This window comes from Streptomyces sp. R35, from assembly GCF_041053035.1.
Lineage (GTDB): Bacteria > Actinomycetota > Actinomycetes > Streptomycetales > Streptomycetaceae > Streptomyces > Streptomyces lutosisoli.
This window is the reverse complement of record NZ_CP163440.1, coordinates 6,708,468-6,720,563: the sequence shown is the minus strand read 5'-3', so window position 1 is coordinate 6,720,563 and position 12,096 is coordinate 6,708,468. Positions and strand designations below refer to the sequence as shown.

Sequence of the window (12,096 nt, the reverse complement as noted above, 5' to 3'; positions counted from 1 at the left end):
TGCTCCACGCACGCGTGGAGCACGATGACGACTACTTGTTGCGGCTGTAGTTCGGCGCCTCGACCGTCATCTGGATGTCGTGCGGGTGGCTCTCCTTGAGGCCCGCCGAGGTGATCCGGACGAACCGGCCGTTCTCCTGGAGCTCGGGAACGGTGCGGCCGCCGACGTAGAACATCGACTGGCGCAGACCGCCGACCAGCTGGTGGACGACCGCGGAGAGCGGACCGCGGTAGGGGACCTGGCCCTCGATGCCCTCGGGGACGAGCTTCTCGTCGGACGCGACGCCCTCCTGGAAGTAGCGGTCCTTGGAGAAGGAGCGCTGCTCGCCACGGGACTGCATGGCGCCCAGGGAGCCCATGCCGCGGTACGACTTGAACTGCTTGCCGTTGATGAACATCAGCTCGCCCGGGGACTCCTCGCAGCCCGCGAGCAGCGAACCGAGCATCACCGTGTCGGCGCCCGCGACGAGCGCCTTGGCGATGTCGCCGGAGTACTGGAGGCCACCGTCGCCGATGACCGGGACACCGGCCGCCTTGGCGGCGAGCGACGCTTCGTAGATGGCCGTTACCTGCGGTACGCCGATGCCGGCGACCACGCGGGTCGTACAGATGGAGCCGGGGCCGACGCCGACCTTGATGCCGTCGACGCCCGCGTCGATGAGCGCCTGGGCGCCGTCACGGGTGGCGATGTTGCCGCCGATGACGTCGACGCCGGAGGAGTTCGACTTGATCTTGGCGACCATGTCGCCGACCAGGCGGGAGTGGCCGTGCGCGGTGTCGACGACGATGAAGTCGACGCCCGCCTCGATGAGGGCCTGGGCGCGCTCGAAGGCGTCACCGGCGACACCGACCGCCGCGCCGACGAGGAGGCGGCCCTCGGCGTCCTTGGCGGCGTTCGGGTACTTCTCGGCCTTCACGAAGTCCTTGACCGTGATGAGGCCCTTGAGGACACCCGCGTCGTCGACCAGCGGAAGCTTCTCGATCTTGTGGCGGCGCAGCAGCTGCATGGCGTCCGTGCCGGAGATGCCGACCTTGCCGGTGACCAGCGGCATCGGCGTCATGACCTCGCGGACCTGGCGCGAGCGGTCGGTCTCGAAGGCCATGTCACGGTTGGTGACGATGCCGAGCAGCTTGTGGTTGCCGTCCGTCACCGGGACACCGGAGATGCGGAACTTGGCGCAGATCGCGTCGGCCTCGGCGAGCGTGGCGTCCGGGTGCACGGTGATCGGGTCCGTCACCATGCCGGACTCGGAGCGCTTCACCAGGTCGACCTGGTTGGCCTGGTCCTCGATGGACAGGTTGCGGTGCAGTACGCCGACGCCGCCCTGGCGGGCCATCGCGATCGCCATGCGGGACTCGGTGACCTTGTCCATGGCGGCGGACAGCAGCGGGATGTTCACCCGTACGTGCTTCGAGATGTACGAGGCGGTGTCGATCTGGTCGGGCGCCATGTCCGACGCGCCCGGCAGCAGCAGCACGTCGTCGTAGGTCAGCCCGAGTGTCGCGAATTTGGCGGGCACTCCGTCGACGTTGGCAGTCATGACACCTTCCCCAAATGGCCTTGATCGGTGCGGATGTCCATGCTAACGGGAAGCATGGCTCTCTCATTCCACGGTTGAGGGTGCGGTTGGGCTTCGTATGTTCGTACGGGGCTGGATTCGCCCCTGTTCAGCGCTCGCCGTTGAGGCTTCCAGATTGCCGGGAAACCCAGTCCCTGGCGGGGCGACGGGGCTCGCAGCGCGGCCCTGCGGCCGCCCGGCTTTACCTCTGCCGCGACGGAGAAGAGCGGAGAAGCAGGGAGAAGCACGGGGAAGAAAAGCCGTCCCGGCCGAGCTGAGCTCGGCACCGCCGCAATGCGCCGTCTCGCCTCCCGCCGTCACGGCGGGAAGGAAACTCGCCTCGCGGCGACGGGCGAGAATCCCGCGCCGCGGGGGGAGAAACCCGGCCTCGGAAGGTGGAGAGAAGCCCGCCTCGCGGCGTAGGGAAACCCGGCCCCTGGTGGAGGGAAAACCCGCCTTGCGACGGCGACGGAGCCGGCCACAACGGACCGGAAACCCAGCTTGCGGCCAAGACGGACCCGCCCACGACGGACGGGAACCCAGCCGACGGCCGAAACAGAGCCACCCACAGCGGACGGGAACCCAGCCGGCGGCGGAAGAGACGCCCCGCCCCCGCGAAAGAGGCAGCCGCCCCCGGAGAGGCGCAAACATCCGACCGAGCGACACCGCCGCCCCTGGCGGGAGAGAAAGCCACCCCACCGAGCGACACCGTGGCCCCGGTTGAGCGACACAGTCACCCCCGGCGGGGCGAACCCCTACTGCTCCGCCAGTGCCCGCAAGCGGCTCAGTGCCCTGTGTTGTGCCACCCGTACGGCCCCTGGTGACATTCCCAACATCTGGCCCGTCTCCTCGGCCGTGAGGCCCACCGCGATGCGTAGCAACAGCAGCTCGCGCTGGTTGTCGGGGAGGTTGGCCAGGAGCTTCTTGGCCCATTCGGCGTCGCTGCTGAGGAGGGCACGCTCCTCGGGGCCGAGTGAGTCGTCCGGGCGCTCGGGCATCTCGTCCGAGGGGACGGCCGTCGAGCCCGGGTGGCGCATCGCGGCGCGCTGCAGGTCGGCGACCTTGTGCGCGGCGATGGCGAAGACGAACGCCTCGAAGGGACGCCCGGTGTCCTTGTAGCGCGGCAGCGCCAGGAGCACCGCGACGCAGACCTCCTGCGCCAGGTCCTCCACGAAGTGCCGCGCGTCACCCGGAAGTCGGGACAGACGGGTGCGGCAGTAGCGCAAAGCCAGCGGATGTACATGGGCGAGCAGGTCGTGTGTGGCCTGCTCGTCGCCGTCGACCGCGCGATGGACGAGCGCACCGATCACCGTCGTCCCGTCGTCGCGCATCGGTCCATGGTGCCTTGGCGTCGTCCGATCCGTGGCACCGCGTCCGTAGTTGTGCACCGAAGCGTTATGAGCAGGTGCGCCGGAACTCATCTCCTGCGCCCTCCCCTTCCGCTCGACCGACTCGTCCCCGAGAGACTCCACACCTCAAGGATGCGGCATCCGCCGGGAAACGGGGATCGGGCACCGAAGAGGATCGCCCTGAGGGCCCGGCCCCACCCGCCATGAGGCGGGCAGGGGCTACTTCCGTCATACCCTCGAGGCGGCTCACCTAGCGAACCAGACCCCACCGGAAACCGAGCGCCACGGCGTGCGCGCGGTCCGAGGCGCCGAGCTTCTTGAACAGCCGCCGGGCGTGGGTCTTGACGGTGTCCTCGGAGAGGAACAGCTCACGGCCGATCTCCGCGTTGGAGCGGCCGTGACTCATGCCTTCCAGCACCTGGATCTCACGCGCTGTGAGCGTGGGCGCGGCGCCCATCTCGGCCGAGCGCAGTCTGCGCGGCGCGAGCCGCCAGGTGGGGTCGGCGAGCGCCTGTGTGACGGTCGCCCGCAGCTCCGCGCGGGAGGCGTCCTTGTGCAGATAGCCGCGGGCACCGGCGGCGACGGCAAGCGCCACGCCGTCCAGGTCCTCGGCGACGGTGAGCATGATGATGCGCGCACCGGGGTCGGCGGACAGCAGCCGCCTGACTGTCTCCACGCCGCCCAGTCCGGGCATGCGTACGTCCATCAGAATCAGGTCCGAACGGTCGGCACCCCAGCGGCGGAGGACTTCCTCGCCGTTGGCCGCCGTCGTCACACGCTCGACGCCGGGCACGGTCGCGACCGCGCGGCGGAGCGCCTCTCGGGCAAGCGGGGAGTCGTCGCAGACGAGGACGGATGTCATGGCCGCCCTCCGCAGCTGATGCGCGTCACCTTGAGCCTCCAGGCTGGGTACGAATCGTCACCTGTGCGGTTGACACTCGCCGACGGATACTGCCGCCTGCCCGAGCGCTTGTTCCTTCAACCGCCTCCGCACTCTCAACGATGGTCACTCGAAAGAGTTACGGGGCAGTCGGTCATCTTCGGCACTCTACGTGAGGGTGCGGACACGGTGCAGACATGCACAACGGACCCTCAACGTTTCATCACAACCTATGCCCCATTTAGCCCGATTTCTTCCCCTTTGCTGGTGTCTGCGGCTAGATTCGCAATGAGTCATATTTTCATCTCCTTAGATCGTAGATGTACGGTCGGTGGGCACAGAGCATCCCAGAACGGTAACAAGGGGACACGCAATGGCAGATTTCTCCCGCCTTCCCGGTCCGAACGCGGACCTCTGGGACTGGCAGCTCCTCGCGGCCTGCCGCGGGGTCGACAGCTCGCTCTTCTTCCACCCGGAGGGCGAGCGCGGTGCGGCACGGAGCGCTCGTGAGAACTCGGCCAAAGAGGTCTGCATGAGATGCCCGGTACGCGCGGAGTGCGCGGCGCACGCACTGGCGGTGCGTGAGCCGTACGGCGTGTGGGGCGGGCTGACCGAGGACGAGCGCGAAGAACTCATGGGCCGGGCGCGCAACCGGCTGGTCTCGGCGGCGGCCACCGGAAGCGGTCACGCTTCGAACAACTGAAGGAACGTTTCTGCACGATGGGCACGCGCGCGCGTGCCGCTACTTTCCCCGCTGCCGCCTTTCCCGCCTTCCCCGCTGCCGCCTTTTCCCGGCTACCGCGCCGCGGCCCGGGCCAGCCGGTCCAGCGTTGCCGCCACTGCCGGCACCTGGGCCAGATCAGGCAGCGTGAGCGCGACGATCTCCCGTCGCACCGAGGGCTCCACCGTCACCGTGCGTGCCCCCTTGGGACGTACGGACTCGATGGCGAGCTCCGGCAGGACGGCCACCCCCAGCCCCGCGCCGACGAGGCCGACCACGGCCGGGTAGTCGTCGGTGGCGAAGTCGATACGAGGCTCGAAGCCCGCGCTCCGGCAGACCTCGATCAGCTGTCCGCGGCAGCGCGGGCACCCGGCGATCCACGGCTCTCCGGCGAACTCGCCGATCGCGACCGACCCCGCCCGGGCGAGACGGTGCCCCTCGGGCACGAGCCCGACGAGCCGGTCCGTCAGCAGCGGCCGTACGACCAGGTCGTCCCACTCCTCGGCGCCCGCCGCTCCCTCGTACCGGAAGGCGAGCGCGATGTCGCAGTCGCCGGCCCGGAGCTTCTCGACGGACTCGGGCGGTTCGGCCTCCTCCAGGGAGACACGGGTGCCGGGGTGCGCGGCGCGCAGCGCGGCGAGGGCTGTCGGGACGAGCGTGGAGCTGCCGCTGGGGAAGGAGACGAGCCGGACCCGGCCCGCGCGCAGGCCCGCGATCGCGGCGACCTCCTCCTCGGCGGCCGTGAGCCCGGAGAGGATGCCCGCCGCATGCCGGACCAGTGCCTCACCCGCCTGGGTCAGGCGCATCTCGCGCCCTGTGCGGATCAGCAGCGGGGTGCCGACGGACGACTCCAGTGCCTTCATCTGCTGGCTGACGGCGGGCTGGGTGCAGCCCAGCTCGCGCCCCGCCGCCGAGAAGGAGCCGGTGGCGGCGACGGCGCGCAGAACGCGGAGATGACGGGCCTCGATCATATGCCGAGCATAAGCGAGTCTTGGGGGTGGCGCCGGATATTGCGTCGACGCTTTGACCGCCGTCGCCTAGCGTTGTTGTCATGAAGCTTCTGTCGCTGAATCTGGGCCATGCGCGGGCCGTCGAGTACACGGACCAGCCGGAGGGCGTGACCGGCATCGACAAGCAGCCGGTGGACGGCCCCGTCCGGGTGACCGCGCCCGGGCCCAAGGGGGTCGGCGCGAGCGGCCTCGCCGGGGACGCGGTGTGCGACATGCGGCATCACGGCGGGGACCACCAGGCCGTGTACGCGGTGGCGCGCGAGGACCTCGACGACTGGGAGCGCGAGCTCGGCCGCACGCTGCCGAACGGCGTGTTCGGCGAGAACCTCACGACGCAGGGGCTCGATGTGTCCGGCGCGCGGATCGGCGAGCGCTGGCGCGTCGGCTCCGAGGTTGTCCTGGAGGTCACCTGCGGGCGCATCCCCTGTCAGACCTTCCAGGGGCACGTCGGGGAGAAGGGCTGGGTGAAGCGCTTCACCCAGAAGGGCGCGCCCGGCGCGTATCTGCGGGTGATCGAGCCCGGCGAGATCCGCTCCGGCGACCCGATCGAGATCGTGCACCGGCCCGGCCACGACGTCACGGTCGCCCTCCAGTTCCGCGCCGTCACGACCGAACGGGAGCTGCTGCCAAGGCTGTTGGCGGCGGGCGAGGCGCTGCATCCGGAGTCGCTGGCCACGGCGGAGAAGTACGTGGCGAAGTACGCCGGCTAGGCCCCTGAAAACCACGGTGCGCGGAACTCGTGGAGCTTGGCCGGGCGTTGGATGGCGGGGGGCGCCGGACGCCTGGCCAGGTCACTAACCTTGCGCCATGACAACGGCTCTGATTACGGGATCGACCGCGGGCATCGGCGCGGCCTTCGCGCGGCGTCTGGCGGCTGATGGGCACAACCTCGTTCTGGTGGCGCGCGATACGAAGCGGCTGCGCGAGCAGGCCACCGAACTGCACGACCGGCACGGCATCGAGGCGGAGGTGCTGACGGCGGATCTGGCGACCGACGACGGCATCGAAGCGGTGGCCGGGCGACTGGGCGACCGCAAGAACCCCGTCGACCTGCTGGTCAACAACGCGGGCTTCGGCAACAAGGGCCGCTACCTCGACGTATCGATGGCCGACGAGCTGAAGATGCTCAAGGTGCACTGCGAGGCGGTGCTCCGGCTGACGTCGGCGGCGACCGAATCGATGCGGGAGCGCGGCCGGGGCGGGGTCGTCAATGTCGCGTCGGTGGCCGCGTTCGTGCCGCGGGGTACGTACGGGGCGTCCAAGGCGTGGGTCGTGCAGTTCACGCAGGGCGCGGCCAGGGATCTGGCGGGCAGCGGCGTACGGCTGATGGCGCTGGCCCCCGGTTTCGTGCGCACCGAGTTCCACCAGCGGGCCGGAATGGGCACGGACAACATCCCGAACTGGATGTGGCTCGACGCGGACAAGCTGGTCGCGGCGGCGCTCGCGGATCTGGCCCGCGGCAAGTCGCTGTCGATCCCCGACCCGCGCTACAAGGCGCTGATGGGTGTGGTGAAGCTGGCCCCGCGGTCGCTGCTGGGCGGGATCACGTCGAAGACGGGGCGGAAGTACGGCCCTCAGTGACGGTGGACGTACGGCTCTCGACAAGGGCCGCCGTTCAATAGGTGGTGTCGTCCCTCCGGTGGGAAAATGAGGGTGTTCAACCGGACCCAGGGGGCCGGAGGCGGCGCCATGACATTCGTACAGCTCATCGACTGCAAGACCAGCCGGTTCGACGAGATGAACCAGCTGATGGACACATGGGTCGAACAGACCAAGGGCAAGCGGACCGCGACGCACAATGTGATCGGCAAGGACCGGTCCGACGCGACCCACTACATAGAGATCGTGGAGTTCCCGTCGTACGAAGACGCGATGCTGAACTCGAACCTTCCCGAGACGGACAGGATCTTCCAGGATTTGGTGGCTCTCTGCGACGAGATCCCGACGTTCACGGACCTGGACGTGGTCCGGGACGAGCAGTTGTACTCGGCCAACATCCGCAAGTTCTTCGAGACGATAGCCGCCAAGGGTGAGCTGTCACCGCTCAACAACCTGATCGCGGAGAACTACCACGACCACGATCCCGCCAACGAGCAGGACACCATCGGGCTCGACGCGATACGGCGCGAGATCGGGATGTGGCGTGGCGCGTTCGACTTCGCCTTCACCGTCGACGACCAGCTCACCGAGGCCGATCGCGTCTGCACGCGCTGGACCTGGAACGCCACCCACACGGGCGACTTCCGCGGGATCGCGGCGACCGGCAAGCAGGTCACCATGACCGGCACGACCGTCTTCCGGTGCCAGGACGACGGCAAGATCGCCGAGGGCTGGTGGCAGTACGACCAGCTGGGGCTGATGAGCCAGCTCGGCGTTCTGGACCAGCTTGAACTCTGACGGACTCCGGCAACTCCGCAGCACGAAGGCCCGGCTCCCCCACCAGGGGGACCGGGCCTTCGGTGTCAGCTACGAACTTCAGTGGGAGTGGCCGTGACCGTGGCCGTGACCGGCCTCGGCCTCTTCCTCGGCCGGCTTCTCGACGACCAGGGTCTCGGTCGTGAGGAGCAGGGAGGCGATGGAGGCGGCGTTCTCCAGGGCGGAGCGGGTGACCTTGACCGGGTCGATGACGCCGGCCTTCACCAGGTCGCCGTACTCGCCGGTGGCGGCGTTGAAGCCCTGGCCCTTGTCGAGCTCGGCGACCTTGGAGGTGATGACGTAACCCTCCAGGCCGGCGTTCTCGGCGATCCAGCGCAGCGGCTCGACGGCGGCCTTGCGGACGACCGCGACACCCGTGGCCTCGTCGCCGGTCTTGCCGAGGTTGCCCTCGAGGACCTTGACGGCGTGGACGAGCGCGGAGCCACCACCGGAGACGATGCCCTCCTCGACCGCGGCGCGGGTCGCGGAGATGGCGTCCTCCAGACGGTGCTTCTTCTCCTTGAGCTCCACCTCGGTGGCGGCGCCGACCTTGATCACGCACACGCCGCCGGCCAGCTTCGCGAGGCGCTCCTGGAGCTTCTCGCGGTCCCAGTCGGAGTCGGTGTTCTCGATCTCGGCCTTGATCTGGTTCACGCGGCCCAGCACGGCCTCGTGGTCGCCGCCACCGTCGACGACCGTGGTGTCGTCCTTGGTGACGGTCACGCGGCGGGCGGTGCCCAGCACGTCCAGGCCGACCTGGTCGAGCTTGAGGCCGACCTCCTCGGCGATGACCTGACCGCCGGTGAGGGTGGCGAGGTCGCCCAGCATCGCCTTGCGGCGGTCACCGAAGCCGGGGGCCTTCACGGCGACGGCGTTGAACGTGCCGCGGATCTTGTTCACGACCAGGGTCGACAGGGCCTCGCCCTCGACGTCCTCGGCGATGATCAGCAGCGGCTTGGAGGCGTTGGACTGGATGACCTTCTCCAGCAGCGGCAGCAGGTCCTGGATGGAGCTGATCTTGCCCTGGTGGATGAGGATGTACGGGTCGTCGAGGACGGCCTCCATACGCTCCTGGTCGGAGACCATGTACGGCGACAGGTAGCCCTTGTCGAAGGCCATGCCCTCGGTGAAGTCCAGCTCCAGACCGAAGGTGTTGGACTCCTCGACGGTGATGACACCGTCCTTGCCGACCTTGTCCATCGCCTCGGCGATGAGCTCGCCGACCTGCGGGTCCTGGGCGGACAGACCGGCGACGGCCGCGATGTCGGACTTCTCGTCGATCGGGCGCGCGGTGGCGAGGAGCTCGTCCGACACGGCCTTGACGGCGGCGTCGATGCCCTTCTTCAGGGCGGCCGGGGAGGCACCCGCGGCAACGTTCCGCAGGCCCTCGCGCACCAGCGCCTGGGCGAGCACGGTGGCGGTGGTCGTACCGTCACCCGCGATGTCGTTGGTCTTGGTCGCCACCTCCTTCACCAGCTGGGCGCCGAGGTTCTCGTACGGGTCGTCGAGCTCGACCTCGCGGGCGATGGTGACGCCGTCGTTGGTGATGGTGGGGGCGCCGAACTTCTTGTCGATGACGACGTTGCGGCCCTTGGGGCCGATCGTCACCTTGACCGTGTCGGCAAGCTTGTTGACGCCGCGCTCAAGGGCGCGACGGGCGTCCTCGTCGAACTTCAGGATCTTCGCCATGGGAGCGATTCAGCCCTCTCGGAAATCTTTGGGAGAACGAACTGCGCCCCCAGCACCCGGCTTGTTGAAGGTCGCGGGGGCCAGGGGCGCAGCTCACTGCAAAACTGAGGAGAATTACTTCTCGATGATCGCGAGCACGTCGCGAGCCGAGAGGACGAGGTACTCCTCGCCGTTGTACTTCACCTCGGTGCCGCCGTACTTGCTGTACAGCACGATGTCGCCGACGGTGACGTCGAGCGGAAGACGGTTACCGTCCTCGAAACGGCCCGGACCCACGGCAAGGACGACGCCCTCCTGGGGCTTCTCCTTCGCGGTGTCCGGAATGACCAGGCCAGAGGCCGTGGTCTGCTCGGCGTCGAGCGGCTGGACCACAATGCGGTCCTCGAGCGGCTTGATGGCAACCTTGGAGCTGGCGGTCGTCACGATCCGACCTCCCCCTTCGGAGATCTCACGGGGTTAACTGTCTGAGGTGGCGACCAGGTCGATCCGTCGTCGCGGGTGCCGGACCTGCCCGTCGCTATTGGCACTCTCCAGGGGGGAGTGCCAGACCTGAGACTATGACTGCGATTAGCACTCGGTCAAGCGGAGTGCCAAAGGCCTGCGGCGTGGCGTGGGATTCCGGGAGCCGTGCGTGGGTGTGGGCGTGCCCTGGGGGCTGCGCCCCCCGACCCCCCTTATCGGCCTGAACGGCCTTGCCCTCAAACACCGGACGGGCTGATTGATGCCGGCCCGCACCGAGTACCTGTCGAGTGGCTACAGGTAGCTCTCCAGGCGCGCCGGCGTGAAGCCCTCCGCCTGGATGCGCTTGAGGAGTCTGAGTGTCGCGTCCGTGAGGTTGGGTTCCCTGAACCCGGAGAGGATGTCGCCGGGCCGCAGCGGGTGGGCGTCGGCCGGGCGGCCGAGGACGACCGCCGCGACCCCGCAGTCGGCGGCGGCGCGCAGGGTGGTGGAGTCGTAGGCGCCGTACGGGGGGCGCAGCAGCCGGGGCCGGATGCCGAAGCGCTGTTTGAGCTTGTCCCGCTGGCCGCAGATCTCGGCGCGCTGGCCGGCGTAGGGCAGGCCGCGCAGGGAGGCGTGGTCGAGGGTGTGATTCTGGACGCTGGCGCCGACCTCGCCCAGCTGCGCGAAGTGCCCGTACCCCGGCCCGACGACACTGTTCGTGAGAAACATGCTGACCGGCAGCCGCAGTTCACGGACCATGTCGACGAACCGGGGATCGCGTTCGGCACCGTCGTCGTACGTCAGGAAGACCACCTTGTCGCGGGTGCGGACATGGTCCACGACGGGCGGCAGCCCCGGGCCCGCGGTGCGCGCGGTGGTCCTGGCGGGTGGTCTCGGCGGCCGCGCGAGCGGGGCGGCGAGCCCCCAGCGGCGGTACGCCGACTCGTGCGGCCGTACCTTCTGCGCCGCCTTCTTGCCCAGCCGTTCGATCGGGTCGACGGACTGGGCACAGCCGGTGAGCAGCGCGGCCGCGAGCAGCCCGGCGGCCAGGGCGCGCACCCGGTGCCTCACAGGTAGTCCTCCAGGCGGGCCACCGCGTACCCCTCGGCCGTCACTTTCTTCATGAAGCGGCGGACCATGTCGGGCATGGTGCCCTTCCAGTCGTTCCGGCCCCGGAAGTGGCTGAGGACGATGTCGCCGGGGTGCAGGTCGCGGTCCCACTCGCGGTACTCCCAGTGGTCGACGAAGACTTCCTCGTCCCAGATTGGCGCGTACTTGATGCCGCAGGCCTTCGCGGCGCGCAGGGTGTCCTTGTTGTAGTTGCCGTACGGGGGCCGGAAGACCGTCGGACGCCTGCCGAACTGCTTCCTCATCACACGCTGCATGCCACAGATCTCGTCCTTCTGCTCCGCGTAGGAGAGTCCGGGCAGGTAGGGGTGGGTCAGCGTGTGGTTGTTGAGGGTGATGCCCCGGTCGCGCATCTTGCGGAAGTACCGGTAGTTGTCCTTGACCAGGTAGTTGCTGAGGAACGCGGTGTACGGGATCTTCAGTTCGCTCATCATCCGCAGGAACCGCGGGTCCTTCTCCGCGCCGTCGTCGATGGTGAGGAAGACGACCCTGTTCTTGGTGGGGATGGTCGTGAAGACCGGGGGCAGCCCCAGTTCCTCCTGACCGTCGACCTCGAACCCCTTGCGTGCCTTGATCACCGGCTTCCTGGCGGGTGCGGGCGGGGCCGTCAGCGGCGTCTCGGCCAGCCCCCAGCGCTTGGCCGCGGCGACCCGCTGGGCCTGCGCGAGGCGGAGCTTGGAGGCGTACGCGTCGAGGGCACGGGCGGGGGGCGCCTTCAGCGGCTGCTGACCATGGGCCGGCCACACACCGCCGGAGCCGTCGTCCGCACAGCCGGAGACGACGGCGGTGAGGGCGAGCAGGGCGATTCCGCCGCGAAGACCCATCCCCTTCGCCCCATTTTTGTAATTTTGTCGTACTTGTCGCATGGTGTCGGATCCTCCCAGGCCCTGGCCCCTGTGGGGCCC

At 69.0% G+C, this 12,096-nt stretch carries 12 protein-coding genes; 4 read left to right on the top strand and 8 right to left on the bottom strand.

Annotated features, from left to right (window positions below):
- Nucleotides 1-31: 31 nt before the first annotated feature.
- The 3 genes from guaB to AB5J50_RS30640 all read right to left on the bottom strand — a co-directional run bounded on the left by guaB (nucleotide 32) and on the right by AB5J50_RS30640 (nucleotide 3,769).
- Nucleotides 32-1,540 carry an IMP dehydrogenase gene (guaB, locus tag AB5J50_RS30650; protein ID WP_327431062.1) on the bottom strand — a complete coding sequence of 503 codons (1,509 nt, stop codon included), beginning with the start codon at nucleotides 1,538-1,540 and terminating at the stop codon, nucleotides 32-34.
- A 773-nt stretch (nucleotides 1,541-2,313) separates the two neighbouring features.
- The gene (locus AB5J50_RS30645) at nucleotides 2,314-2,889 is read right to left on the bottom strand and encodes a sigma-70 family RNA polymerase sigma factor (protein ID WP_327431061.1); all 576 of its coding nucleotides are present in this window, start codon (nucleotides 2,887-2,889) and stop codon (nucleotides 2,314-2,316) included.
- Nucleotides 2,890-3,157: 268 nt separating this feature from the next.
- A complete protein-coding gene (locus tag AB5J50_RS30640) occupies nucleotides 3,158-3,769 on the bottom strand; it encodes a response regulator transcription factor (RefSeq protein ID WP_003948568.1) in 612 nt (203 codons plus the stop codon).
- A gap of 391 nt (nucleotides 3,770-4,160) precedes the next feature.
- Here AB5J50_RS30640 and AB5J50_RS30635 point away from each other — a divergent pair, with 391 nt between their 5' ends.
- Nucleotides 4,161-4,490, top strand: a complete 330-nt coding sequence (locus tag AB5J50_RS30635; protein WP_327431060.1) for a WhiB family transcriptional regulator — start codon at nucleotides 4,161-4,163, stop codon at nucleotides 4,488-4,490.
- A 92-nt stretch (nucleotides 4,491-4,582) separates the two neighbouring features.
- Here the strand turns inward: AB5J50_RS30635 and AB5J50_RS30630 are convergent, their stop codons facing one another.
- On the bottom strand, nucleotides 4,583-5,479 hold the full coding sequence (locus AB5J50_RS30630; protein ID WP_369261378.1) for a LysR family transcriptional regulator: 897 nt from the start codon (nucleotides 5,477-5,479) through the stop codon (nucleotides 4,583-4,585).
- Between the two features lie 80 nt (nucleotides 5,480-5,559).
- On the opposite strand from AB5J50_RS30630, the gene AB5J50_RS30625 reads away from it, so the two are divergent.
- The 3 genes from AB5J50_RS30625 (at nucleotide 5,560) to AB5J50_RS30615 (ending at nucleotide 7,915) form a co-directional block, all read left to right on the top strand.
- Nucleotides 5,560-6,228, top strand: a complete 669-nt coding sequence (locus AB5J50_RS30625; protein ID WP_369261377.1) for an MOSC domain-containing protein — start codon at nucleotides 5,560-5,562, stop codon at nucleotides 6,226-6,228.
- 97 nt (nucleotides 6,229-6,325) lie between these two features.
- Nucleotides 6,326-7,099 (top strand): SDR family oxidoreductase, encoded by a 774-nt coding sequence (locus AB5J50_RS30620; protein ID WP_327431057.1) that lies wholly within the window; start codon nucleotides 6,326-6,328, stop codon nucleotides 7,097-7,099.
- Between the two features lie 108 nt (nucleotides 7,100-7,207).
- Nucleotides 7,208-7,915: an ester cyclase gene (locus AB5J50_RS30615; protein WP_369261376.1), complete on the top strand. Its 708-nt coding sequence runs from the start codon at nucleotides 7,208-7,210 to the stop codon at nucleotides 7,913-7,915.
- Nucleotides 7,916-7,993: 78 nt separating this feature from the next.
- Here the strand turns inward: AB5J50_RS30615 and groL are convergent, their stop codons facing one another.
- The 4 genes from groL to AB5J50_RS30595 form a co-directional block, all read right to left on the bottom strand.
- Nucleotides 7,994-9,622 carry a chaperonin GroEL gene (groL, locus tag AB5J50_RS30610; RefSeq protein ID WP_327431055.1) on the bottom strand — a complete coding sequence of 543 codons (1,629 nt, stop codon included), beginning with the start codon at nucleotides 9,620-9,622 and terminating at the stop codon, nucleotides 7,994-7,996.
- A 114-nt stretch (nucleotides 9,623-9,736) separates the two neighbouring features.
- The gene (groES, locus tag AB5J50_RS30605) at nucleotides 9,737-10,045 is read right to left on the bottom strand and encodes a co-chaperone GroES (RefSeq protein ID WP_369261375.1); all 309 of its coding nucleotides are present in this window, start codon (nucleotides 10,043-10,045) and stop codon (nucleotides 9,737-9,739) included.
- Nucleotides 10,046-10,375: 330 nt separating this feature from the next.
- Nucleotides 10,376-11,134, bottom strand: a complete 759-nt coding sequence (locus tag AB5J50_RS30600) for a polysaccharide deacetylase family protein (RefSeq protein ID WP_369261374.1) — start codon at nucleotides 11,132-11,134, stop codon at nucleotides 10,376-10,378.
- On the bottom strand, nucleotides 11,131-12,015 hold the full coding sequence (locus AB5J50_RS30595) for a polysaccharide deacetylase family protein (RefSeq protein ID WP_369261373.1): 885 nt from the start codon (nucleotides 12,013-12,015) through the stop codon (nucleotides 11,131-11,133). The genes AB5J50_RS30600 and AB5J50_RS30595 overlap by 4 nt, the downstream gene beginning before the upstream one ends.
- Nucleotides 12,016-12,096 lie beyond the last annotated feature (81 nt).